Source organism: Deinococcus sedimenti (assembly GCF_014648135.1).
Lineage (GTDB): Bacteria > Deinococcota > Deinococci > Deinococcales > Deinococcaceae > Deinococcus > Deinococcus sedimenti.
Genome location: NZ_BMQN01000015.1, coordinates 1 through 24,217, shown reverse-complemented (window position 1 = coordinate 24,217; position 24,217 = coordinate 1). Strand labels below are relative to the sequence as shown.

General features: G+C 65.6%; 24 protein-coding genes and 2 pseudogenes. 16 read left to right on the top strand and 10 right to left on the bottom strand.

What is annotated here, in order from left to right; genetic code table 11:
- The first annotated feature begins 250 nt into the window (after window positions 1-250).
- The gene (locus IEY69_RS17690; RefSeq protein WP_189074471.1) at window positions 251-625 is read left to right on the top strand and encodes a hypothetical protein; all 375 of its coding nucleotides are present in this window, start codon (window positions 251-253) and stop codon (window positions 623-625) included.
- A gap of 194 nt (window positions 626-819) precedes the next feature.
- On the opposite strand, the gene IEY69_RS17685 is transcribed toward IEY69_RS17690, so the two are convergent.
- Window positions 820-2,139, bottom strand: coding sequence for a site-specific integrase (locus IEY69_RS17685; protein WP_189074470.1), 1,320 nt, complete (start codon window positions 2,137-2,139; stop codon window positions 820-822).
- 474 nt (window positions 2,140-2,613) lie between these two features.
- Between IEY69_RS17685 and IEY69_RS21830 the strand changes: the two genes are divergently transcribed.
- From IEY69_RS21830 to IEY69_RS17660, 5 genes are all read left to right on the top strand, one after another.
- Complete coding sequence (locus IEY69_RS21830) at window positions 2,614-6,318, top strand: DEAD/DEAH box helicase (protein WP_229784086.1); 3,705 nt, start codon at window positions 2,614-2,616, stop codon at window positions 6,316-6,318.
- The gene (locus IEY69_RS17675) at window positions 6,315-7,019 is read left to right on the top strand and encodes a hypothetical protein (RefSeq protein WP_189074469.1); all 705 of its coding nucleotides are present in this window, start codon (window positions 6,315-6,317) and stop codon (window positions 7,017-7,019) included. The genes IEY69_RS21830 and IEY69_RS17675 overlap by 4 nt, the downstream gene beginning before the upstream one ends.
- A gap of 266 nt (window positions 7,020-7,285) precedes the next feature.
- Window positions 7,286-8,188, top strand: coding sequence for a hypothetical protein (locus IEY69_RS17670; protein ID WP_189074468.1), 903 nt, complete (start codon window positions 7,286-7,288; stop codon window positions 8,186-8,188).
- A gap of 177 nt (window positions 8,189-8,365) precedes the next feature.
- Window positions 8,366-8,932 carry a hypothetical protein gene (locus IEY69_RS17665; protein ID WP_189074467.1) on the top strand — a complete coding sequence of 189 codons (567 nt, stop codon included), beginning with the start codon at window positions 8,366-8,368 and terminating at the stop codon, window positions 8,930-8,932.
- 717 nt (window positions 8,933-9,649) lie between these two features.
- Window positions 9,650-10,111: a hypothetical protein gene (locus tag IEY69_RS17660; protein WP_189074466.1), complete on the top strand. Its 462-nt coding sequence runs from the start codon at window positions 9,650-9,652 to the stop codon at window positions 10,109-10,111.
- Between the two features lie 18 nt (window positions 10,112-10,129).
- Here IEY69_RS17660 and IEY69_RS17655 read toward each other — a convergent pair whose 3' ends face one another.
- On the bottom strand, window positions 10,130-10,354 hold the full coding sequence (locus tag IEY69_RS17655) for a helix-turn-helix domain-containing protein (RefSeq protein ID WP_189074465.1): 225 nt from the start codon (window positions 10,352-10,354) through the stop codon (window positions 10,130-10,132).
- Between the two features lie 93 nt (window positions 10,355-10,447).
- Between IEY69_RS17655 and IEY69_RS17650 the strand changes: the two genes are divergently transcribed.
- From IEY69_RS17650 to IEY69_RS17640, 3 genes are all read left to right on the top strand, one after another.
- Window positions 10,448-11,077: a hypothetical protein gene (locus tag IEY69_RS17650; protein ID WP_189074464.1), complete on the top strand. Its 630-nt coding sequence runs from the start codon at window positions 10,448-10,450 to the stop codon at window positions 11,075-11,077.
- Between the two features lie 168 nt (window positions 11,078-11,245).
- Window positions 11,246-12,187 carry a tyrosine-type recombinase/integrase gene (locus IEY69_RS17645; protein WP_189074463.1) on the top strand — a complete coding sequence of 314 codons (942 nt, stop codon included), beginning with the start codon at window positions 11,246-11,248 and terminating at the stop codon, window positions 12,185-12,187.
- Window positions 12,188-12,218: 31 nt separating this feature from the next.
- Entirely contained in the window at window positions 12,219-12,464 is a 246-nt protein-coding gene (locus IEY69_RS17640; protein ID WP_189074462.1) for a hypothetical protein, read from the top strand.
- 169 nt (window positions 12,465-12,633) lie between these two features.
- Here the strand turns inward: IEY69_RS17640 and IEY69_RS17635 are convergent, their stop codons facing one another.
- Window positions 12,634-13,128, bottom strand: coding sequence for a hypothetical protein (locus tag IEY69_RS17635; RefSeq protein WP_189074461.1), 495 nt, complete (start codon window positions 13,126-13,128; stop codon window positions 12,634-12,636).
- A 13-nt stretch (window positions 13,129-13,141) separates the two neighbouring features.
- On the opposite strand from IEY69_RS17635, the pseudogene IEY69_RS17625 reads away from it, so the two are divergent.
- The 5 genes and pseudogenes from IEY69_RS17625 (at window position 13,142) to IEY69_RS17610 (ending at window position 16,338) form a co-directional block, all read left to right on the top strand.
- Window positions 13,142-14,313: pseudogene (locus IEY69_RS17625) on the top strand (IS3 family transposase).
- A 34-nt stretch (window positions 14,314-14,347) separates the two neighbouring features.
- Window positions 14,348-14,638: a DUF6193 family natural product biosynthesis protein gene (locus IEY69_RS22120; RefSeq protein WP_373291081.1), complete on the top strand. Its 291-nt coding sequence runs from the start codon at window positions 14,348-14,350 to the stop codon at window positions 14,636-14,638.
- Window positions 14,639-14,730: 92 nt separating this feature from the next.
- Window positions 14,731-14,979, top strand: coding sequence for a type II toxin-antitoxin system ParD family antitoxin (locus tag IEY69_RS17620; protein ID WP_189074459.1), 249 nt, complete (start codon window positions 14,731-14,733; stop codon window positions 14,977-14,979).
- A complete protein-coding gene (locus IEY69_RS17615) occupies window positions 14,966-15,316 on the top strand; it encodes a type II toxin-antitoxin system PemK/MazF family toxin (protein ID WP_189074458.1) in 351 nt (116 codons plus the stop codon). Before IEY69_RS17620 ends, IEY69_RS17615 begins: the two co-directional genes overlap by 14 nt.
- On the top strand, window positions 15,313-16,338 hold the full coding sequence (locus IEY69_RS17610) for a tyrosine-type recombinase/integrase (protein WP_189074457.1): 1,026 nt from the start codon (window positions 15,313-15,315) through the stop codon (window positions 16,336-16,338). Before IEY69_RS17615 ends, IEY69_RS17610 begins: the two co-directional genes overlap by 4 nt.
- Before the next feature lie 51 nt (window positions 16,339-16,389).
- On the opposite strand, the gene IEY69_RS17605 is transcribed toward IEY69_RS17610, so the two are convergent.
- Complete coding sequence (locus IEY69_RS17605) at window positions 16,390-17,139, bottom strand: hypothetical protein (protein WP_189074456.1); 750 nt, start codon at window positions 17,137-17,139, stop codon at window positions 16,390-16,392.
- A gap of 74 nt (window positions 17,140-17,213) precedes the next feature.
- Window positions 17,214-17,393 carry a hypothetical protein gene (locus IEY69_RS17600; RefSeq protein WP_189074455.1) on the bottom strand — a complete coding sequence of 60 codons (180 nt, stop codon included), beginning with the start codon at window positions 17,391-17,393 and terminating at the stop codon, window positions 17,214-17,216.
- Window positions 17,394-17,479: 86 nt separating this feature from the next.
- Between IEY69_RS17600 and IEY69_RS17595 the strand changes: the two are divergent.
- A pseudogene (locus IEY69_RS17595) lies at window positions 17,480-17,874 on the top strand (IS4 family transposase); the annotation flags it as partial.
- 80 nt (window positions 17,875-17,954) lie between these two features.
- On the opposite strand, the gene IEY69_RS17590 reads toward IEY69_RS17595, so the two are convergent.
- The 5 genes from IEY69_RS17590 to IEY69_RS17570 form a co-directional block, all read right to left on the bottom strand.
- On the bottom strand, window positions 17,955-18,362 hold the full coding sequence (locus IEY69_RS17590; RefSeq protein WP_189074454.1) for a hypothetical protein: 408 nt from the start codon (window positions 18,360-18,362) through the stop codon (window positions 17,955-17,957).
- A 121-nt stretch (window positions 18,363-18,483) separates the two neighbouring features.
- A complete protein-coding gene (locus IEY69_RS17585; RefSeq protein WP_189074453.1) occupies window positions 18,484-19,452 on the bottom strand; it encodes a hypothetical protein in 969 nt (322 codons plus the stop codon).
- Window positions 19,453-20,091: 639 nt separating this feature from the next.
- A complete protein-coding gene (locus IEY69_RS17580) occupies window positions 20,092-21,483 on the bottom strand; it encodes a replication initiator protein A (protein ID WP_189074452.1) in 1,392 nt (463 codons plus the stop codon).
- A 528-nt stretch (window positions 21,484-22,011) separates the two neighbouring features.
- Window positions 22,012-22,917 carry a ParB/RepB/Spo0J family partition protein gene (locus tag IEY69_RS17575; RefSeq protein ID WP_189074451.1) on the bottom strand — a complete coding sequence of 302 codons (906 nt, stop codon included), beginning with the start codon at window positions 22,915-22,917 and terminating at the stop codon, window positions 22,012-22,014.
- A gap of 68 nt (window positions 22,918-22,985) precedes the next feature.
- Entirely contained in the window at window positions 22,986-23,774 is a 789-nt protein-coding gene (locus IEY69_RS17570) for a ParA family protein (protein ID WP_189074450.1), read from the bottom strand.
- Between the two features lie 144 nt (window positions 23,775-23,918).
- On the opposite strand from IEY69_RS17570, the gene IEY69_RS17565 reads away from it, so the two are divergent.
- Window positions 23,919-24,217 (top strand): IS6 family transposase (locus tag IEY69_RS17565; RefSeq protein WP_189074449.1); only part of this gene is annotated, 299 nt, incomplete at its 3' end.

The following is a 24,217-nucleotide window of genomic DNA, read 5'->3' as shown; positions in this document are numbered from 1 at the left end:
CTACAGGTCCCCAGAGCGAAGCGGCCACCCTGGCCGCTTCGCTCGCGCATCCGGGAGCCGCCGGGCATGCCTTCGCCCTTGAAGACGGGGACTCAAGGGGCTTCTCCCGAACGCGCAGCGGGAGGATTCACGCGTTTCCCGGTGGGAGAAGCTCAGCAGAATGGTGCATCTGAAACACGTGCGCCGACACGGTGTTCAGATGCGCCCTGGATCAGCGTAGGGCCTCAGCTTCTACCACAACCCAGCCACGATGGGTCGAGGCTTTCGTGGGGAAGTCGCCAGCAGTGGCGTCATCGCAACCAATAAGGAAGCGGTCGCTGAACGTGCCGCGAACGAGGGAGGCGTCATCTGGTGCGTGGGCCGCGCCTCAGCCCGTGAAAAGCGGTACTTCCTCTACCAGCGGATCGTGGATACGCGCTGCAGGTATGCCCGGGATGCAGACGACTTCCGTGTGACCTTGACCGGCCGGACAACGTTGAAACGGGGCTTCCAAAAAGACATTACCGATGAGCCTTACTTCCCTGAAGTGAAGAAACTGTTGAGTCTCGGGCTGCAAAGCCTCGGGAACCGCAAGATTCTTGCAGACTTCGAAGCTGCTTACCAGGCGAACAAAACTGAGGAGTGAGCGTCGGCCGCAGACCATTCCCCAAACGCTCCCGGCAGTCGTCATGACCGTCAGCTCGTCATAGTAGAGGTCAGCCGCAACGGGGCAACGATCTCCAGGCTCTGGACGGTTCCCGGGCACCCGGTGCTCCTATACCTCCGGTCACCCGCCAGCCGCTGGAGGTGCCACCGCGTTCGGCGCGCCGGGATTTCCGTTCAGGTTCGTGGCTGCATCAACTCGCTCAGGGCGGCCTGCGCCCAGTCGGGCGCGCGGGCCAGGAAGCGGCCCAATGCCTCGTGCAGCTCCCGCAGGGCGTCCAGCCCGGCCTCCCGCTGATCCCGAGAGGAAACGGGGATACGTGGCTGCTCCGGTGCGTTCAGAAGCTCGCTCAGCGGGAGGGCCGCGGCGGCGCGCTGGTCGTCGTACACGTGCGTGTAGACCTTCAGCGTGAAGCTGGCGTCCGCGTGTCCGAGCCGGTCGGCGACCACCTTGGGCGGCACGCCGCGCCGCATCAGCAAACTCGCGGCCGTGTGGCGCAGGTCGTGAAAGCGGATCCTCGGCACGCCCGCCTGCTCCGTCAACGCCCGGTAGGTCCGGTCGAGGTGGCGGCCCTGCACGTGCTGCCCCGACGCGGCCGTGAACACCAGGTCGTCCGGACGGGGCGAGCGCCGCCCGCGGCACTCGAGTCGCCGGTGCGCCCGGAGAATCCCGACCACGTCCTCGGCCAGCAGGACCCGCCGGTGCCCCGCGTCGGTCTTCGGCGCGCCGATCGCGTAGTGACCGGTGGCGTCCTTGACGAGGTTGTGCCGGACCGTGATCTCCCGGCCGTCCAGATCCACGTCGCCCCAGTGGAGGGCCAGCAGTTCCCCGCGCCGCAGGCCGGTGCTGAGGGCCAGCACGAACAGCGGGTATAGGCGGTGCGTGCTCGCCGCCTGCAGGAACCGGGCGGCCTGGGTCGGCGTCCACACGAGCGTCTCCGGCCGGACGACTCTCGGTTTACGGACGTCCTGCGCGGCGTTTGCGGGGACGAGCTGCCAGCGGACCGCCTGCCGCAGCGCCATGCGCAGGATGTGCAGGGAGCGCCCCGCGCCCTGGGGGCCGCGCTCGCGGTGCAGGACGCGAACCAGTTCCTCAACGCCGAGCACCGTCACCTCCGTCAGGGGCGTGGCCCCCAGGACCGGCACCACCGGCTGCAGGGCAATCACGTACAGCCGGTAGGTGGACGGCCGGACATCCCGCTCCTTGTAGGTCAGCCAGCGAAGCAGGTAGGCGTGCAGGGAAGTGGGGTCTGACGCGGGCGGCAGGGTCGGGGGCGTCGCGGTCCGGGCGCGGCGTCGAGTGACCTGCGGCAGTGTGCGCTGCAGATCCTTTAGAGCCCGTTCCGCCTCCGCGCGGGTGGCGCGGCTGACCGACCGGCGCCGCTGCTTTCCGGTGACCGGGTCGACGTAACTGGCCAGGCCGCGGTAACTCACGATGCGGCCGTTCCAGCGGATCGGATGGACGGTTCCCTCGCCGGCGCGTCGTCTTGGAGGCATGCCCAATCTTGGGGGCTCTCTCGAGCTCAACCCATGCTGACCGCTGAGGGACGGTGATCACCTCATCATGCAGCTCAGTGACGTGGCCCCGTTTCTGGGGGCGGCTCGGTCCAGCCAGGGATTCCGGGTAGACCTGGACCCGTTTTTTGGCGCGGCTCATCAAGGACGCTGGGCTCATTTGGGCTGGCCCGATCGGCGGGCGAACGTCAGCGTCCCTGTCCTGACCCCCGGTCACTTCGGAATCACGGATTTGCGCGCATACAGCAGGTTTTTTACTGCTACGGTGGCGTCGGCATGCCTTCTCATTCCCCCCTCTGGTCCCTGGTCTACGCCGTTGGTGGTTTGACCACCTTGGGGGCAACGGCCCAACAACCCTTAGGGCCACTCCCGGCTCCCGTTCGGTCCGCGGTGCTCCGCGCGGCGGGCTGCCTTGCGCCTGACGTCCTGTCCACCCACGCCCAGTGCATCCCCTTGATGTTCTCTGAGGGTGAGTTCGACCGCGTGACGGACTGGCACCTGCGGCTCGAACGATCCGGCCGTCAGCGGGACCGTGCCGCCCGGAAGAACCGTGCGGTGTACGTGAGCACGGAAGAGTTCATCCGGCAGCATGACCTTCGCCCGCCGTCCCAGGGCCAGGATGAACATTACGCGGAGCGTCTGTTCCTCGAAGAGGCCTTCGTCCCGGCGCTGGGATTGGCCGGGCTTTCCTTCCTGACGCCTCAGGAGGCGTTTCAGGACTCGCTGGGTAAACGGCGCCGGATCGACTTTGTGCTGCGTGGGCAGCAGCTGTACGCCCTGGAGATTGAAGGGGAGCGCTATCACGGCCAGGACTTCATCCCGAGTGAGCGGTTCGATGATGAAAAAAGTCGGCAACGTGATCTCAGCAGCGCGGGGTACCACTACCTGCCCTTTTCCTTGTCGGATATCCGGTCTGGGCGGGCGGCCGCGGTCCTGGGTGAATGGGCGAGTCAGGACGCGGTGCTGCGCCCGGTGCTCGAGGCGAAGGGGACGCCCGGCGCGCAGGCGGTGACCGCCAGCGTGAGTCGGGTGGACGCCCTGCTGGACACGCTCCCAGGTGCCTTCCAGGAGATGCAGCTGGCGCTGCTCGCCCTGCTGGAGACCTGGGCGTCCGGCGGGCGTGAGGAACTCACACTCGTCGATCACGCGCCCCACCTGCCGGTGCTTCCACTGGCGCTGCTTGATCTGATCGGTGTGGCGGAGCGGGTGGCCGCCCTGTACGGTCACACCCTGCGCCTGCCTCGGCTGACCATCGCCGTGCGTCGGCCGACAGACGAGGTGCTGTACCGGACCGTGCTGCGCGAGTACCTGGGCGAGTCGCTTGATCCCAACGCGGTGACGCCTGACCCGCTCCGGTCGTGGGTGAACATCGCCTGGCTTACCGATGAAGACGCTCCCGCGGACGCCGTGACGATCCTGCAGCGGCCCGCGGCCGTCGCGGGTGAGGTCCTGCTCCCCCATCACCTCACGGCGCTGGCCCGGCAGACCCGCGCGGCGTACGCCGCGCCACCGCTGGACGCCCAACCCGCGCAGGTCGGACGTGACCTGCTCGACTACTTCACCCGGAGATTTTTCAATGTCCCTGAGCTGAAGCCGGAACAGGTCAAATTGGTTCAGCGGTCCCTGCGGCAGGAATCCGGACTGGGGTTGCTGCCGACCGGATTCGGGAAGTCGCTGGTGTTTCAGTTGTTCGCGATGCTGGTGCCCCGCACGTCCCTCGTCATCAGTCCCTTGAAAGCCTTGATCCGTGATCAGGTCCACAGCCTGCACCGGCAGGGCCTGATCAGTGTCGAGGCCATCACGAGCAACGACTCGACCGCCGAGAAGAACCGGAAGCTTGAAGGGTTCCGCACGCACGCCTACCGCCTGCTCTACATCTCCCCGGAGCGCCTTCAGATCAAGGGGTTCGCGGAGGAACTGCGCGCTTCGATGCAGCGCACGCCGGTGGGCGCGCTGATCATTGATGAGGCGCACTGCGTCTCGGAGTGGGGGCACGACTTCCGCCCCGCCTACCTGCAGATCCGCCGGCTTCGGGAGGCCCTGCAGGAGGCGTCCGGCCGGCCTGTGCCCATCATCGGCCTGACCGCGACCGCCTCGGAACCTGTGCGCCGGGACGTCCTGCGGGTCCTGGGGCTCTCAGAAGACAGCGTGGAGCAACTGGCCAGCAGTGACCGGACCAACATCAGCCTGTCGGTGCATCCGCTGGGCGGGGACCACACGAACAAGGCGGACCTGCTGGCCCATGTGATCGAGCACGTCGTTCCCCACGCCCTGAAGATCCCCTTCCGGGAGTTCGTGCCGCTGCAGCCGCGCAACGTGTATCCCCACGCTGGGGTCATCTTTGCCGTGTATGCGAACACGCACGGCAAGACCACCCTGGAAGAGGGTGTGCACGCCATTTCCGACCGCCTGCAGCGGCGCATCATTCACGACCCGGATCTGATTCAGGTGCATGCCAGCACGGCCCCGACCAGCTGCCCGGAGTGCGGGTCGGCCCTCTACGTGAGCGCCTCGGCGAAGGACCTCGCCCAGGCGGGGGTAGCCGGCCGGTACGGTGGCCAGTGCCTGGCGTGCAAGGCCGTGTTCTCTGATCGGGAGATCGTCACCGATCGGCACTGGGAGGACACGCTCATCGAACGGCAGGACGCGTTCCAGGACGGGAAGTTTCCGCTGCTGGTGGCCACCAAGGGCTACGGCATGGGCATCGACAAGCGCAACATCCGCTTCGTGGTGCACCACGCGCTCTCCAGCGGCCTGGAGGGCTTCTATCAGGAGGCCGGCCGTGCGGGTCGCGACGGGGCGCATGCCCACGCCGCGCTGATCTACCAGCCGCCCACCGAGACCTGCTACCAGCGGCACCTGAAGGCGGCGCAGGAGCCGCCCTGCGTGTCAGATCCGACCAACCTGAAGTTCCACAAGTGTCCCTACGGGCTCAAGCCCATGTGTGATTACGGCCGTCAGGCGCGGTTCGTCAAAGGCAGTTACCCGGGCGAGCAGCAAGACGTGGAGGCCGCCGTGAGCCTGCTGCCCAAGCTGGCGCAAGGCAACGCCTTTGACGTCTGGAAGGAGGAGGAGGTCAAAGCGACTCAGATGTCGCTCTTCCGACTGCAGCAACTCGGGGTGGTGGGGGACTACACCCTGCAGTACAAGGAGCGCCGCACGGTGCGGTTTGAAGTCGAGCGCCGGACATGGGATATCGCAGCCGTGAGCGACCGGCTCACGGCGCACCTGCGGGACGACCTCGGCCTGACGGACGAGGCGATCAAGGGGATGTACCGGGCCGTCGGCCTCACGGTGTCCGGTGGTGAGAACCGGGACGCCGGGGTCGGGCGGCAGGATCCGGTTCAGCTGACCCGCGCGCTGGCCGTGCTGATTCACGAGGTGTACGGGCGGATTCAGCGGATGCGGTACCGGATGTTGACCAACGAGCTGGAGTACGCCCGCCCGCCACACGGTGCGGACGCTGGGAAGCGCGTCTGCCGCCGGGTCATCATCCGCTCCATCTTCGACGCGGTCGATCACCTGCCGGACGACTACAACTGCGGATTCTGCGACGTGTGCGTTCCGGACCTCAATTTCCAGCGGACCAGCGCCGTGGTCGCGCCAAAAGACGCTCACCTCGACGAGATCACGCGCCGCCTCCCGGACGTGATGCGACACTTCGACCCTGAGGCCCTGACCGCTCTGGTAGCACTGGCCGATCAGCACGGCGCGGTGGTCGGCCTGGGCGCCCGCGCCGCCAATCAGCTGGAGCACGAGCCGGCCAACCTCTCCGCACTGTTCCTGGCCGGCACGCTGCGTCTCCTCCGCCCCGGCTTCGAGGCCGCCGCGCTGGCTCACCTGGCCCAGGGCTTCACCGAAGCGGCACGCACCGGGGCCGGGCCGGACGCGCAGCGCCTCTTCTACGACACCGCCAAACGCGCCCAGCCTGAGGAAGCCTTCTCCTGGGTCACCCGGGCCGACGGGACGCTGCATACCCCCGCGGGTCTGCAGTGGCTGGAAGACGAAGCGCTGGCTCTCTTCGGGGAGCACTCCGAGCCGCACCGCCGCCTTCAGACGGTGCGCCGCTACCGGAGCCTCCGCACCGCCCACGCTGCACTGGTCGACGAGGTGCTCACACCACTGCAAGACCTCGCCGAACACCTGGGAGTCACCGCATGACACACATCGACACCAAAGCCGCTCACATCACCGACCTGGACTACGTCGCGGAGGAAGCCCGGGCCTCCCTGGAACTGATCCGCAGCGCCGCGCAGCACATCGGGCAACTCACCGCCATCCGCACCCGCTTCGAGGACATGGCGCGGCAGTACGACCTGATGAACGAGCGGACCGAACAGGCCCGGGTCACCCTCCAGGACGCGAGCACGTTCATCGCCGCCCTCGAACAGAGCAGCGCGGCGCTCATCCAGTCGCTCGGGGACGAACGGACCCAGAGTGGCCTCTGGCTGAAAGACCAGGAGCGTGAACTGCAGAGAACAGCGGAGGTCCTCCGGAGCCGCTGGCAGGAACAGGCTGCCAAGAGCGAGCGCTGGCAGAACGAGTTCAAGCGCGACATGGAAGCCCTCCTCGACAGGGCCGAGCAGCACCGCACCGAGGCGTTGCAGGCCGCGCAGCAGGAACTGCTGCGTCAACAGCGGCGTCAGGAGGAGAAGATGGAACAGAAGTTCCAGACACTCACAGGTGACCTGCACACGCAGCAGGCGGAGCATCAGAAGCAACTCGCCGCCATGAACGCCGCCGTTTCCACCCTGCGCGCCGATCTCCGCCGCACCAAGCGGAAGACCGGGCAGCTCATGATCTTCCAGGTGCTGCTGGCCGTCGTCCTCGCGGCCACGACCTGGGTGAACCTCCTGCGGTGAGCTCCCCCCGGGAAGCGGCGCCGTGCGCGTTCAGGGAGCGCCGCAGCCCAGCACGTGACACGCCTTGTTCCGCGCACCTGCCATCTTGTTGAAGGATGACTCTGCGTGGCACCTGGACCCTGGCGCGCCGCCTCCATCAGGCCGTCAGGCCGACGCCCACTCACCCTTTCCCTCAGATTCCGCACGAGCCGCCTCTAGCCCCCTTCGACCAGGCGCGACCAGCGACCCGGATCACCCTCGACCACTGGCATGTGGACTGGAGATGCATGACCCAGCGACAGATCCGTCAACCCTATACCCGCGCCGCTCTCGACGAGGCCCTGTCCGAGCTCAGGGTAAGTACGCTCAAGATCCACGAGCCGTCCGAGGAGCGCCTGCACGTGCGGCTCCTCGTGGCGGCAGACGAGCATGCCGCAGGCCTGGTCAGGACCCTGAACGCCCGCTTCGACCGGCCATTCGTGGTGATCCGTGACGGCTCGCCCATCAAGGTCGCGGTGCAACTGCTGGCGTTCATGCGCTCCGAACTCGCGTTCATGCTGGAGGACGCGTTCGGCGTCATGGTCTACGCCAGCGACACCCGAGAAGCGCAGGGCAAGGCGCGTGGGACGAAGTTCGTGAACTTCGAAACTTTCCACCGCTTCACCGGTGGGCAGCTGAGTGTGCTGCCCGCCAGCGACGCGTACCACGAGATGCTACGCAGCGCCCTCCGCGTGCGGGCACGTGCTGCGCAGGCCGAGGGCACCGGCCTAGACGCCCTACTGGCGGGCCAGCGCGGTATCGTTACCCGCGCGGAGCTGGAAGCCGCCCTCGAGATCTCCAGTGAAGACTTCTCGTGGCTCATCCTGCCTGAGGGGCCGACCCGCGGATCGTACGTATTCGAGGTGCCCTTCCTGGGGCGGCCCGTCGGGACGATCTACGACCTGATTGAGGGGCGCCTGCGCGAGCTCGCGCCGTTGTTCGGGTTGTCGCTCCAGGGGAAGGAGACCGACGTCCAGTACGCCGTGAAGTACTTCCTGGGAGGCGAGCTCGGTCAGGTCAGCGTACTGTTCTACCACGCTCCCAGCCGGGACATGATGTCGCGCGTCGTCCTGGAGCGCCCTGCTTTGAGCGTTCCAGCGGCCCGGCTGGCAGAACTGCTGCTCGCGCTGCTCCATGCCCAGGTGCGGTGAGTCGTGAAGGCCGCAACCTTCTCACGCCTGAGCGCGAAGACGTTGTGGATCATCGCCGCGCTGAGGAACGGCACCGCGCACGATGCCGGCACGTGCTCATCTGCGGGCCGTGGTGCGCCGTGGACGTGGGCCTGAGGTTGCGCTGACACTGGCCTGAGCGAGCCGGTACCCTGAGGCATGCGAACATTGAGTAGGATTGCTGCGGTCTGTGCTGTTGGCCTCGGGATGGCACACGCTCAGGTGAAACCTGCCTACATCGGATCCAGCACCGACTTCATGAAAAGCGCCTTCTGCAGGCAGTACAAGTGCTTCCTGGCCGGCAGCATCAAGGTCAGCACCGAGATCAACGAGGTGTATTACAAGGTGAGCGGCTTCAGGGGTCAGACGTACGGTCTGGATGACTACCTCGTGTTTTTCACCAGGATGGGCACGACCGTCGTACGAGCCGGGTTGCGTTACCCCCCTGCTCAGGACAGCGTTGAAGACGGGTCTTTTGCGCTGGAGTTCTTCAGCTTCGTTTCGGGGGTGCCACTCCAGGGATTGAGCGCTGAGAAAGTCTTCAGAGCCTGCACGTCTGCCGTCCGTGGGCAGTCGGCCATCTACTTCATCAACAAGCCCTCGTACATGGGCTTTATGAATGCCAGCGAAGAGATATACACCATGCAACTGGCTAATGGATTCGGTGCGTCGTGGTTCGAGAACGAGTCGCCAACGACTCGCTTCGTGACACAGACGGGCTGCTGATTTCACCGGTTCCCCCCCTCGAGCAGTGGGGCCAGTTAGCCCAGAACTGGCGTCCGCAGCAATGTGCAGGCCTGCTGGTTCCTCCCGACGCCAGCGGGCCGCAGGACCTTGAATCTGAGGGTTGCCGCTCGCGTGTCGAGCGGCCTTGGACGCAGGGCTGTGCTGGGCACGGAAAGGTGCGTCCGCTCACGCTCGTTCCCCTCTCAAGCCCCTGATCCTGATGCCCTAGCGCTCTCAAAGGGCAGCCTTGTTCAAGGTCCAGCCAGCACTCAGCGGGATCACAAGGGCCGCAGTTGCCCTTGCCTCGGGGGAGTGGTACTGATGACGGTGGGGTCAGTCACATCGATCACGGCTTACGTTGGAGTGAGGGTATCCGTCTCGCGGACACAGCCTGAACAGCGTGTGGCAGCTCGTACAGGCTGCGCCATGATGCTCACCTGGGCGTCCACGGCCAGGCCGCAGGGTGCCGCCGAGCGGCCATCGGCTCCCTCCCGCGCGGGACCGCAGGGGCAGTGTCGGAACCGCAACGCTGACGCCAGCAACGGATGTTCACCCGGTCGGGTGCGGTGGTAGGAGGGATGGAGCGCCCCTTAACGTCTTTCGCGGTCCGCCCAAAGGAGAACTCATGTTCAGATGGAAGGGTCTGTGACGTCCCGTGTGCATCAGCGTCTCCTGGGCCTGCCGGCCGGTCCAGTGGCGCGAGTGACGGAGTGGTCGGTGCCTGAGCGCGTGCAGGTGCACCGCGAGGCTAAGGCGTCGCTGCTGACGCAACTGACCAGCGCAGGGCGCTGGCGCGGCGGCCTGCTGTTCGGCTGGTGTGAGGGTGAGGCGCTGCAGATCCGGTTCGCGGCTCCACAGGGCTACGCCTGGTGGCTGTCCTGCCAGTCGCCCCTGGATGCCGATCCCCGGTACGCGGTGGGCTGGGCGGACGCGCTGGCCGCCGCTGGTGGGCCGCCAATGAACTGGGTGGGCAGCTGGATCATCGCGCCGGACAATCAGGTGGCCGGTTTCGAGCAGGACCTGACGTGGCTGCGGGCCGGCCGGCGCACCGCGCTGTTCGACGACCTGCACGTGCTGCTGAGCGTCGGGCGGCGTGAAGAGCGGCTCTCGGCCGCCGCGTACCGGTGGCTGGGTGACGAGGTGGAGCCGCTGGACGTGGTGTGGGACGCCCACCCGTGAGTGGCGAGGCAGCTCCGCTCACAACAGTTCGCGCAGGGTCAGGCCGAGGCCTGCGGCCAGCAGGTGCATGTTGTCGACGCTGATGTTGCGGCGTCCGACTTCGACCTGCGCGATGTAGGACCAGGTGATGCCGCTGGCAGCGGCGAGGTCTTCGAGGGTGAGGCCTCGCCGCTGCCGTTCCTCGCGCAGCCGGCGCCCGAAGGTCAACCTCGATTCGGTCGGTCCCTTGTCCGTTTTCGCCATTGCTTCAGGGTGCCGAGAGGGCTAGCCGTGCGACCATGCAATTAAAGTCATATCACTTAAAGTCATGTAGACTGCTTCTGGAGGTGCTGACCCATGACAGCCCGGTTTCTTCTTCCCTTTCTCCTGATCTCTGTCCCGGCGCAGGCGGCCGCGCCCGCCGATTGCGCCGGCCTGATGCTGGCGGGCATGCAGCGGGCGAGTTACCGCACGCAGGCCGCGTTCCCAGCTGAACCCGAGACGGTCAACGTCGAGTTCTTCAGTGGCGGCCCTGCGCGCCTGACGGCCTTCTGCGGGTTCGTCTTCAAACCTGATCCGAAGGCCCGGACCTTGACAGTCACGGCCCGGCAGTTCAGTGCGTTTGCGAACGTGTTCCGGGACGGGTACCGCAACACCGGCAGGATCGTTCTGGAAAACAGATCGTATGGGGCCGTCCCCCACGCCTCGAACGTGGTGTTTGACCTCGCTGAGCGCCAGCTGACGTTCGATGCTGCCGGCCTCCCGGTGATGCCGCTCACGGTCGGCGTCAGCGTCGACGGTGGTCCGCTGAAGGCCCTGTTCTACCGCAACACGGCGACGCCTCAGCGGGTGCCGAAGACGGCACGGTCCGTCGACATCTACGTCAAGGCGCCAGGGGGCACGACCCTGGACTGGCAGCGCGTTCGCTTCGATATCCAGAAATCAACCGTCACGTTCTATCGCAGCGCCGCTTTTCCTCGCCGCTGAGTAGGGAGCGAGTAGTGGGCCTTGAGGGGCCTAGGACCACTCTTCCAGGGGTACCGAAGTCGAGTTGGACAAAGAATCGCCGGTGCGAGTCGCCAACCGGAGTGGGGGTATCAATATATAGGAAGACAAGCAATGAAGCTGAGACCGATACCAATTTTCACCACGCCTATGCAGCAGCAAAAGCTCAAAAAACAGCCCGAACACGTGGCTTTTTTGGCCGATTACTCCTATATATTGAGGTTTATGCCGGAGGTCAACGTTGCCCTGCGCCACCTGATCGTGCAGCGGGCGTATGCCGCTGCTACCGATGCGCTGACCCCGTACCTCGCGAGCCCGCCCGGCACCTCCACGCACATCAACGTCGTCAGTGGCATCCGGCTTTACTTCAAATGGGTGGAGCAGGAACAGCGCAGTGTCCTGAACGCCGACCTCCACCAGGCCGCAGCTTACCGGCACTGGCTGATCACCCACTACGCTCCGGCCACCATCAAGAATCGCCTGACTCAGGTGCGCACCCTCTACGACATCCTGTACGACCAAGGCCTGGTTTCCGGCAATCCCTACCGCAGCATCATCGGCGTCATCAACCATCCCGAAGAACACCGCCAAGCTTACACCGCCGACGAGATCGCCCAGCTGCTGCGTCATGCGACGCTCGAAGAACGCGCGCTCGTGCTCCTGGGCGCCCACGGCGGCCTGACCGGCCCAGAAGTCCTGAAACTGACCTTCAAGGACCTCGATCTGACTGGCGGTACCCTACGCACCACCAACCGCACCGTGAACATCAGCGAGGACCTGCGAACCGCCCTGGAACAGTGGGGCCGTCAGCGCGGTCACACCGCCCTGTTCAGCACCACCGGACGGGTCTTCGACATTGAAGCCCAGTTCTTCCTCCGCAAACGCCTGTTCTTCCTGTGCCGGCGCGCCGGCGTCACCTACCGCGCCTGGCAGGCCTTGCGCAACGCCGCCGGCCTACGCCTGCTCGAGAACACCGACCAGCACCTGCTCCACAGCCGCCAGCAGCTGCGTCAGCACCTGGGGCTCGGCTCCACGGAAGCCATCCGGCCACTCCTGAAGCTCAGCCTCAAAAAACAGGATCCCACCACGTAACAGCGCGTCCACCGGACCAAGGAGGCGACCCATGCTGGTGCACATCACCGTGAACCTCAACGAAGCAGAGGACAAAGCCGCCGGTGAAGCCGTACTCGAACTGCTCCACCGGGCTGGGGTGCGCGACATCGACAGCAAGTTCCTTCATCGGTATGGACTGGTTTCCGGAGACGTCGATCCGGACCAGATCGAGGCGATTGAAGCCCTGGCTGTCGTGCAGGCCGTCGAGCCAGATGGTTCAGTGTCTGCTCTTTCACATCGCAGAAGCCGGCCGTGATTCACCTCAGACGATGGAACTGGCCACTCTTGCCTCCACGTTGCGTGATGCGGCCTGAAAAAACCGACAGATCAGGATCGCGTACGGCAAAGTCGACCAGAACCCGGTCCGGATCCGCTCGCCCGGTTCCACCGGTTCTGGTGGCCTTCAAGGCGCTAGAGTTTGTCGGCTAGCGTCTGTGCGACAGATCGGGTTGCAGCATGAAATGCGTTCGTGCTACGCGGCTCCGTACCCATGAGTCCGGAAGCCGTTCCTCGGCCACCCGCAGCAACAGGATGAAGTAGCTCAGCGTCTGGGCCCACTGCATAACCCTCGAATGGGCGAACACAACACGTGAACCATCCATGGACGACGCGACCCCCATCAGCGCCACACCCTCAAAGGCTCTCCAAGTGTTGAAAAAGCCGTCCGAAACCTCATTCGGCAATGTCCAGCCGTCAGACAATTCGTCAAGCGCTTGTAATGCGCCTTCCGGCAGGGGGACCTGCGCAGACCACGATTCGACTCCGAAGCCGGTTTCATCGCCCACCACGATCCTCAAGCGATACGGTTCATCGGCAGGCACCGTCAACAACAGGGGTGGCGCCGCTCCCACACCCTGCTCAGCCTCCGGGAAGTGTGAACTGGATAGAGTTTGGTGGAGGGTAAGTTCAGTGTGATCCACACTGGAGGACAGAATGTCCGTACCCAAGCAGAAATTTACCGCTGAGTTCAAACAAGAAGCCGTCCGGCTGGTCCGCACGACCGGAAAGAGTTGCGCCCAGATTGCCCGTGACCTCGGCGTTCCCCCTCACTACGTCGTCCGGTGGAAGCAGCAGCAGGACACCCAGACGGCCGCCGGCCGCCCAGCGTTCACCGGGCGGGGCATCCCCGCCCTTTCACTACAGGAGGCTCGACTCAAGGAACTGGAGCGGGAACTGGAAATTGCACGACAGGACCGGGATATCCTGAAAAAAGCACTGGCCTTCTTCGCGAAGCAGCCCTGATCTTCAAGTTCATCGAGGGGCACCAGAACGAGTTCCCAGTGGAACTGATGTGCCGGATTCTGGACGTGAGCATTAGCGGGTACTACGCTGCGCGGGGAAGGCCGGAGTGTAAGAGGATCACAAAAGACCGCGTGCTGATCGAGAAAATCAGGACCAGCTTCGAGGAGAGCCGGGGAACATACGGGGCGCTGCGCATCCAAGCCGACCTGAAAGCACAGGGAGAGCAGGTCAGTCGTCAGCGGATTCGGCGACTCATGCGACAAGCACAGCTTGTCGCGCGTGGGAAACGGAAGGTCCGCACGACAACGAAAGCGAAATCTTCGCGCCCAGCCGCAGAAAACATTCTTGATCGGGTATTCACTGCGGACGGCCCGAACCAGAAGTGGGTCACGGACATCACGTATGTCCCCACCCGTGAAGGCTGGTTGTACCTGGCGACGGTCATGGACCTGTACTCGAGGAAAATTGTCGGCTGGGCGCTGAATGAGCGACTTCAGACGCCGCTGGTCACAGCGGCGTTGGAGATGGCGGTGGCTCGTCGGAACCCACCAGGCGGACTCCTGCATCATTCGGATCGAGGGAGCCAGTATACGAGCGATGTGTACCAGCAGGCGCTGGATAGATTGCAGGCCATTCAGAGTATGAGCGAGGCAGGAGAATGCTGGGATAACGCTGTCCAGGAAAGCTTTTTTGCGACATTGAAGACGGAGATGGGGCTTGGCGAAGCGCAGTGGGACCGTGCCCAGACACGGACAGAGGTGTTCGAGTGGATTGAAGTGTTCTATAACCGTCGCCGTCGTCACTCATCGTTGGGGTATCAGTCACCGACGGCCTTCGAGGAGCAGGCTTACATCCTGAACTGAGGCTCCACCAAACCCTTGACAGATCACCGGCCGCGTGGGGACTCGGGCGTTGGTAGAAGCGGCGTGGCAACGACTGGAGCTACGCCAGCTCATGCCCGTGAAATGCCATGTGATGCTGGGTTTCAGCCGTTGTACAGGCTACCCGTTCACGCGTGATCTGCCTTGGACTGTTTCCTATGGCGATTCGTTCCGGGTGAAAGACGCTTGGGGACGTGTGCGAGGTGAAGGGAGGACGGAGCAGGTCGTGGCTCGCTTGGTCGAACTGCTGCCCGCCGATATTGGCCAAGCCGTTCATGGTGGGGAACACATGTTCAACACGACCTAGTTGTGTTATTTATGTTAAATACTCTTAACGTAAGAGTAAACGGCTTCAGCAGACGCGAGCTGTTCGTACTTTTCTTCCGATAGAATTTCGGAATGAGTGTGGAGAAATTGAGCGTCAGTCTGGACGGCACGCTGCTGGACTTCGTGGCCCAGTACCAGAAGTCGCATCAGGTCCGCTCCAAGTCCGAAGTCGTCGCCCGTGCCCTCACGCTGCTGCGTGAACATGAACTCGAAGGGCAGTACGCCGGCGCTCTCGAGGAGTGGCACACCTCAGGCGACGCCGAACGCTGGGACGCCCTCCCCGCAGTGGATCCGGGAGGTGACCCGGATGCGGCGCGGTGATCTGTACCTCGCCGATCTCCACCCCACGAGGCCCGGCGGCGCAGAGCCGCTCGGCCCGGTCGTAATCGTCAGTGCCGACAGCCTCAACCGCACCGTCGAGCGGCTGGGCACCGGCGCCGTCACCGTCGTGCCCGTGAGCAGCAAGGTCTCCCGGGTCTACGACTTTCAGGTCCTGCTTTCAGCGTCAGACACAGGGCTCGGTCAGGACTGCAAGGCGCAGGCCGAACAGCTCCGTACCATCCGCTTCGAGCAGCTGGGCCAGGCACCCATTGGCCGCCTGACCGCAACGCAGGTGAGGCAACTCGACGCGGCCCTGCGGCTCCACCTCTCGCTGTGACGGACCGGAAGACAGGTCAGGCCGACTGGACCGCGGACGTGCCCATGCCGGGCGTGCCGGCCCTGCGCTCCCCACTGAGCCTGGCCCTGTTTCGCAGTGAGGCGATGGCCGTCTCGCGCCACTGGGTCAGCCTCACGCCCGAGGAACGCCGCCGCCGCGCCCTGGAAGCCGCCCGTGATCTGGACGAGGCCGTGCTGCTCGACCTCCTGCAAGCCCACCGGCAACTGTTCGGCCCGGCCGGCGCACGCACCTCGCCGCAGACCCAACGCACCTACACGCACGGCGTACGGGCCTTTCTGGGCTACGTTGAGTCGAGCACGGGCGGGCTGCTGCGCCTCACGTCCGACGAGGCCCAGCTCTGGATCCGCCTGCTGGAAGCCAAGCGCGCTCCGTCGACGGTCACCGTCTACCTCGCGGCGGCCCGCGCCCTGACGGCGGCGCTGCGCTGGGCGGGCGCCATGAAAGACGACGTCTTCGTGGACGCCCGGCCCGGACGCAATCCGACGGCACCCTGGGAACGGCGGCGCCCCTACTCGGACAGCGACTTCGAGAAGCTGCTGGCGTGTGCGGACGTGCAGGACCGCGTCCTGGTGCTGCTCGGGGGGCACGCGGGCCTTCGCGTCGCGGAGAGTACCGCCCTGGTCTGGGCCGACGTCGACTGTGGGACCCGGCGCCTGACCGTCCAGCGGGGCAAGGGAGGTAAGCGGCGGCGGGTCACCCTGTCACGGCGCCTCGTCCGGGCGCTGGAGGACTGGCGCCTCCTGGCCCCCGCCGATGAGCCCCGCCTCCTCGCGTACACCACCACCCGCGCCCGGCAACGCCTTAAAGTCCTGGCCGAGAAAGCAGGCGTCCCGTACCTCGGCACCCACGCCCTGAGGCATACCGCCGGCACCCGGCTGTACAAGGCCACGCACAACCTGGAGGACGTGGCCCGTCACCTCGGCCACAGCGGCCTGGAGACCACGCGAATCTACGCGAAGTGGGACGACCAGCACCTCAGTGACGTCGTGGACGAATGGTGAGCGGCAAGCCGACATGATCTCCACGCTTCGCCTGCCGCTGCCCAGGCAGGCTCATTGACCTCTTTCAGTCTGGCGTTGTTCCCACCGGGCACGCCGGTGCTGCAGGGTGACCGTATTGGCCAGATGGACGTTGTCCCAGAACGCCGGCTCCTGACGTCCGGTGGCGTGGTGCTGATGGATGGAGAGTTCGGTCCGGACCACGTCGAGGTGCGCTGCGGCGTGGAACTGCGCGGCTTCGAACGCCTGGGCGATCACCTTGACCTCGGCCTGCCGGCCCGCATGGACGAGCCCCGTCACGACCCGCAGCAGCGTGCGCTGCTCCAGGATCCAGCGGCGCAGGTCGTCCACCGTGAGGTCGAGGCCACCGGGCTGTTCGTCCAGGCCGACGTAGGACCGGATCAAGGGGTTGATGACCGGCAGATCGAGCGGTCGGTCGTTTGCCTCCCAGAACTCTTTGAGGGCCTGCACCCGCCAGTCGGCCGTCAGTTCGGGCTCCTCCGTGTCCCGAATCTCCGGCAGGCGGGCCATCTCCTGCTCCAACAGGTACACCAGCCATTCCCGCCGCGCGAAGAACACGGGCAGCTCCTCCAAGGCGGCCAGGCGCGTGAGGGCGTCCTGTCCCTCCTGCCGGTGCGCGCCGTCGCGCAGGCCGGCGAGGTCGGACATGGGGATGAGCGCCGCACCGGAAGCGGTCAGCAGACGCGCCTCGGCCAGTGCCCGAACCTCCGCCACGGACAAGTACAGGGTCGGCCAGCCGACCAGAACGGCAGACCAGCTCAGAGATGGGAAGGCGTCCTCCACTGCCTCACCAAAGCGACCATCCGGGTATCGTGGAGTTCGGCCCGCACTTGTCGCACTGCGCGGCCGTTGATTTCTCACCGCTCAGCGCAGGGACGAAGTTGCCGCACGGGATAGGCTCTGGCTTCCTCTTCCTTGATGGCGATTGCGCGGTCCAGGAGGCCGAGCATGAGCCTGGTATCCGCCAGGGCCATGTGCAGGGTCGTGGCGGTGTTCTGATTCAGCACGATCAGGGACGTCACGACGATGGCGAGCACCTGCGCCCAGAGCGGCCCACCCTACATTTCAGGTCGAATAGCGCCCTGGACGCGGTGCAGGATGACAATAGGCAGCATCCTGGCCTGTGACGATCCCGGATCCTGCCCGACTGCATGCTGACACGCAAGCCGCCCACCTCAAAGCCCATCTCCCTCATCGCCACTTTGATGCCCTGAAGCGTCTCGCGGAAGTGCTCCTGGCGACGCTTCAGGCGGAGTCCACGCTGCATCGCAAGATTGCGCTCCATCTCCCTAGGGACGCCCCGATGGACTCCAAGACCCGCACCGTGGCCCGCGTCTTCCACGATGCTCATACCGCAGACAGACGTCCTGCTTCCCTTGCTCCCCTCGGCGCTGGACGGTGTTGATCGCGTACTGCGAGTTCCTCACGCAGGAGTGGTGCACGTTTCTGCGCTGGAAGCGCATCCAGGAGAACAACCGTGTCGAGGATGAGCTGGCTCGTGATCTGTTCACCACGCTGCAACAGGAGGCCAAGCGTCAGCCTGCGCTGACCGGAACGTCACGGCCCCTCCTGATTAGCGAGGGACGGCCAGCACCGGGTCAGTGCAGGAGCCGCTCGGTCCGCAGGGCGGCGCGGCGTAGAGCGTACGCCACTGCGCCCAGCAGAGCAGCGGTGGTCAGGCCGCCCCTCAGCCCCAGGTACGCCGCGGAGTGCAGCGCGTGATACGCCGCCTGTACCGGCTCGTCCCGGACTGCACACAGCTGCCCGTACACGCCGGCGCCCAACCCCTCCACGTCCGCGCCGGCGTGCCCAGCCATCAGGGCGATGTCTTGCGCGTGCCGGTCCACCTGCCCCGCAAACGCCACGGTCAGCTCCGGATCCGTGGACGCTCCGGTGGTGGGTGCGAACTCGATGCTGGCGATCATCTGCAGGGTCAGGGCGATACACGTCTCGAACGCCTGCTGGTTGTGCGGACTTGAGGTCCCGGTCGAGGAGACGGCGGTCATACCCTCAGAGTATGACCGGCGCCTGGGTGGTCGCGGCGCACCTGGTGACGGGGTCAGCCACGCCCTGAGGGTCCGGGGCGCGCAGCGCCCGCACGTGCACCGCCTCGTGTGACCGGGGACGTCACTCTGTTTCTCCGACCAGCGTGCCTTTGACGTCGGTGGCGTACCACGCTGGGGAGTAGAGGTTGATGGCCGGGTCGCTCACCGTCATGACGTGACCGCGCAGGGGACCGCCCGTGATCAGGTAGGTGATCGCGACCCCGTTGCTGGCGATCTCGCGCCGCTGATCCGCGGACGCGAGATCGTCCGCGCCGAGGCTGGGGCCTGTGATCTTGATCCACCAGTCCGCCGCACCGCGCCGCACGCCACTCACCCGCTGGCCCCAGCGCGGGACGTCCCACGTGTGGTACACGCGGCCCTCACCCGAGCTGGTGTCGAGCACGCGTTCACTCTTCGGATCCGCTCCGAGGTTCGCGAGCGCCTGCGCGGTCGGCACGTTCTGGGCTGGAGACGCCGCAGCGACCGGAGCGGGTGCCGCCTCAGGCTCCGGTGCCGGCTCGGCCGCGGCGACGGCCGGCACCGGACGGTTGGCCATCACGTCCCGAAACCTCTGTTCGTCCACCCCGCTACCAGGACCGAAGACCGCCTGCCCAGGCGCCGTACTCGAACAATCGAAGATCTCACTGCGCTCACCCACCTGCACCGTCCCCGAGATGACGTACCCCCGGTCATCCTGATACACCTTTCGAACTTCCGGGATCAGCGTCGGGGTAACGCGGGAGGCCTTGATCGCCACCTGCCAGCACTGATCGAGCATGTCGTCGATCGTGGGCGGCCAGGGTGGCGTCTGGGCGGAGCGTTCGGGTGACTCAGAGGCAGTGGCCGCGCGGTTGGGCGGTGCAGGGCTGAACGCCTGGGCCAGGAACGACAGGACCACCCAACCGGCCAGAAACCGCCATCCTGCTCGCCATACGGGCCGCCTCCGGGCTTTGGCGCGTACCATCCTGACCAGTCCGATGAGCAGGAGCGTGAACCCCAGAACATTCAACATCGTCGCCATAGCGACCTCCCTGCGGAACGCGGCGGCCACGTCCGAAGCCCTGGGCGCCGCGCACCTGCAGTTCACTCTCCGGTACGCCTCGTCACGCCGATGTCACCGGGCGCGGCGCCTGTGAGGTGTGCACGGGGCCAGAGGACAGGGGCAGCAGGGGCATGGGCCTAGGAGCCGGAGCCGCTCCGGAGCTCCATGGTCCTGCTCGACTGGTCCGGGTGACGCCGCCGGGCGCTTGGCCATCGCCTGCACCTGTCTCCAGCGCCAAGCTGCATACGCGGTGGACACGCACAGCCATGCGGGCAGGTCGGCGAGGCACGTCACCACGTCGTGCGGGGCGAGGGTCGGACGGCCCGGGGTAGTGTGCCCGACGGGCGCTGGCGCGCGGCAGCCCTCTGCTACGTTGCGCGGCCGCCACGTGAACTCCACGGACCCGCCCGCGTGTTCGTCCAACACGTGCAGGGTCAGGGGGCTGCCCACGGGCCGCACCAATCCCTTCCCATCGCCGGTCACGGCGAGGTCGGCCGCGTGCGGATACGGATCGTCGGGGTCGCAGGAGGGCGTTGAAGACATGAGGGCACCCGAGACTCGGCGCGCCGGGCAACCCCGCCTGTCAGTGTCGAGGACCTGCTCTGACGGCTGCCGTGGCGCGCACTCTACTCTAGGACCGTTCCAGTCTCAGAGCTCGAGCGGCAGCAACGGATTGAGGCGCCGCCTGAGTTGATCGACCGCTTCCTTCAGGCCCGTGCTGGCGGTCGCGGCGATCAGCGTCCGGGTCAGGTCGACCGCCTGGATCTCGCCGGCACAGGCGAGCGCTTCGAGCTGTGACCATTGGTCTGCATTGAGCTGCTTTTTCAGGATGAGCTGCAGGGTCGAGCGCTGGCTTTCCCACTGCTCAACGGGGGACGCGCTGCCGAGACGCTCCAGGTGCGCCTCAGCCTGCTGCTGCGCCTCATGCTCGGCCTTCTGGTGGCGACGGACCGCCTGCTCCTGCCTGGCCTGCGCGGGCGGCGTGAACTCGGCCGGGACGGCGTACTTCTCAGGGTTCTGCAGATAGTCAGCGACCAGACCGCCAGGGTTGCGCACAGTGCCGCCAGCGTTCATCCGCCGCTGCTCCAGAAACTGCAGGGCCAGTTCGACCCGCTCCGGGTACAGGGACGCGAGGGTGGCGGCCCTGGCGACCGACACCCCAGCCTGGCGCAGCATCACGACCAGGGCAGGATCGGCGGAATTGGTGTCCGCAAAGACGTAGTGCGCGACGGCCGATTTTCCGCGGCCTTCGATGGTCGCACTCTCGAGGTAGCGGTTGGCGAGCAGCTCGTCATGGGCGGCGGTCAGGGCGCGCCGCACCAGGTCACTGCGGTCGGTGGTCAGCCCGGTCGCCTGCCGCCAGTCCACCAGCGGCACCCGCAGTTCCGAGAGCAGTGAGCCGTCGTCCTGCCGCCGGTGGGCCTGCAGGGTCCGGTACAGGGCGCGGGCGGGCGGCTGCTCGAGCTGATGCAGCAGGTGCCCGTCGAGGACGTGTGAAATGCCCGCCCGGATACTCTCGGCCAGTTGCTCCCCGAGGCGGATGCTCAGCGTCGCTTCACTGTCGAGCGTGTTCAAGTCGCCGTCGTCGTCATGGTCGCGGTAGCGCAGCCCTTCAAAGAACCGGACGCCGACGTTGTCCCAGGCCACCCGCTGTGATCCCGCCAGTGTGGTTTTCCGGCCCACGATGACGCTGGTGAAGTACAGGCGCCGGATGCTCTGCCGGAGCCGGTGGTAGTTCTCTCCGTTGTTCGCCAGCCCCATCAGTTCGCGGACTTCGTAGGCGGTGGTATGCACCCAGTTGTCCTGTGGACAGTCATGGGAGATGAAGAGGGTTTCGAGGGCCACCAGGGTGTCGGTATCGATGCCGTGCGGCCGTCCCTGAGGCGTGACGGCCTCGATCCGGAACGTCCGGCCGTTCACGGCGAACTCGGTATTCCAGTGGGTGATGCTCTGGTCCACCCGGGTGTGCATGCTGATCACGCCGAACCGGGCGAAGTTCAGTTCGTCGTAGAGGTTGGGTGTTTTGTTCTTCTTCGCCACTCTCAGCTCCTGGTGTTGTTTTTAACTGATGTAAAGATATAAAAAGAACAACAACAAGCGGGTGCCCGATCTGCGTCAGGGACGGTGTTTTTCGGAATTTTCCCGCAAAGGTATCGCTAATTCGCACTGAAATCCCGCAAAGGTATCGCTAGTTTCAGCGCTCATCCCGCAAAGGTGTCGTCAGCGGCGTCCACAAGGCAGCTCAGGAGAACGGATCACGGATTCGCCGGTCCAGACGCAATTTTGGTTTTTTCCCGCAAAGGTGTCGCTAGTCGGGCCTGGGACCGATCCCGCAAAGGTGTCGCTATGTCAGGCGAGAATCCCGCAAAGGTGTCGCTATTGCTGCAGACGACTGGAAGCACTGTCCGGCACGACTTTCTTGGCCTTCCTCAGGGAATTTCCCGCAAAGGTATCGCTGGTCGTTCAGCTCAGAGCGCTGGACGAGCAGGGCCCTGGAACAGGCATTTTCCCGCAAAGGTGTCGCTACTGCAGCGAACGACAGACAGGTGACGCGTTCGCCGGAACGGTCTACTTGAGGCGTTGCCGTGCGGGAACCTTGGACCCCTCCCCCATAACGGCGGCCGCCTGCTTCAGCAGGGACAGGAGTTCGCGTCTCGCTTCGGGCGTCAGCTGGGCCAGCTGATCCCTCGCGGTGAGGCGCCGGAAGGTCTCCAGCGCACGGTTGAGGTCCTCGTGCGGCGCGCTCGTGCGGCTGGCCTCCTGAATCCGCTGGCGGATCTGCTGGACGGACAGCGCGTCACTTTCGGCGAGCAGGGCGTCACGCAGGTCCTCGGGCGCCCGTTTGAGCGCGATGGCCTTGGTGTAGTCCAGCCGGCCCTCACGGACCGCTTCCAGGAGCGGCGCAGGGAGGCGCAGCACCGGAAGGCGGTTCGCCACGAACGACGTCCACTCCCCGCGGGACAGGCCCCGGAACAGGGTCTCCAGGTGGGCAATCGCCTGCCGCTCGTCTTCGGACGCCCTCGCGAGTGCAGGATCGCGCATCCGCATGGATTTCCAGCGCTCGAGTCGGGGCGTGAGCTGATCTTTGGGAAGATCCAATTCGGCCGAGAGGATGTCGAGGACCGCGTCCGCTTCGTCCACTGGATTCAGGTCCTCGCGCTGGAGATTCTCCACGGCCGACAGCTGCTGCACCTGCCGTTCCGTGAGCCCGGAGAAGACCTTGACCGGGACGGTGGTCAGGCCGGCGGTGCGCGCAGCCCGCAGGCGACGTTCTCCGGAGATCAGGTCGTAGCCCGCCGCGGTCTGGTGGACGGACAGCGGCTGCAGGATGCCGTGCGTCCGGATGCTGTCGGTCAGGCGGGCCAGGGACTCCGGCGTAAAGGAGCGGCGCGGTTGTTGAGGACGGGGCCGGATGGCGTCGATGGCCAGATCGGTCTGCACGTCGGGCGCGGGCGGGCTGGTGAAGCCGGCCATCAGTGTGCCTGGACCCTGGTGGCCCGCCAGAGGCCCCATCTTCATCTGGGGTCGCTCTTTCCTGGTGCTCACGCCGGCTGCCCTTGCAGCTCGAGGAAGGCGGTCACCACCTGGGCCATGTCCCGCGCCGCTTCACTGCCTGGTTTGTAGACCTGGACGGGCTGCCCGCTCATGCTGGCGTCGTTGTGGTCCGCGGCTCGGTAGCGGACCGGAGGCAGCACCGGCGCCAGCGGCGCGAGCTGCTCGCGGATCATCTCCAGAACGTCGGAATCATGCCGGTTGCGCTGGTCGTACATGGTCGGGAGGAACGCCGCGAAACCCAGGCTGGGCTTGACCCACTGCAGTTCGTTCACCATGCGCGTCAGGCCGGGCAACCCATCCACCGCCTTGAATCGGGTCGCCACGGGCGTGATGACCGAATCCGCAGCGACCAACGCATTGACGGTGAGGGTTCCCAGGCTGGGTGGCGAATCGATCAGCACGTAGTCATAGGCCTGGGGCAGGTGGTTCAGGATATTGCTGAGTCGCCGCTCGCGGCCGATTTTGGCCAGCAGCTGCGCTTCGGCGATGGCCAGGTCGATCGTGGCAGGATAGAGCGACAGGCCGTGAACCTCGACCGTGGCTGGCAGTCTGGACTGCACGGCGTTGGGGTCGTCTTCCAGCAGAGCGGCCAGGAGGGTGGCGTCCTGATTCAATCCCCATTTGTCGGCCCCCAGGAACGAAGTCAGATTCCCTTGCGGGTCGAAATCGACCAGCAGCACCCGGTGCCCACGTGAAGCGAGCTCATACCCGAAGTCACGCGTGGCCGAGGTCTTTCCGACCCCGCCTGCGTGGTTGAAGAAGGTGTAGGTCGTCATGTAGCCCCAGCTTAGCGGACTCACACATAACGTTATGTGCGGTAGGGACTTCATCTGGACTGATTCGAGCTGATGTCGTCCTGTAGCAGACGGTATGTCAGGCGTTGCGGTTCTGGCAACTTAACCTCTGTAGGCTGGTGAGCTGTGACTGACCGGAAGCCCTACCGCCACCGTTTTCCCCTGAGCGTGATCGGCTACGCTCTGCGGCTGTACCACCGCTTCCCACTCAGCCAGCGGGACGTTCAGGAACTGCTTCACGAGCGTGGTGTTCAGGTCAGTCACGAGACCCTCCGTCAGTGGAACATCAAGTTCGCCCCACTCCTGACCGAGGAACTGCGCCATCGAGAACCCCGCCGGGGTTCTCGATGGCATCTGGACGAGGTCTGCGTCAAGATCGGCGGGGTCAAGCATTGGTTGTGGCGAGCGGTCGACGAATACGGGGA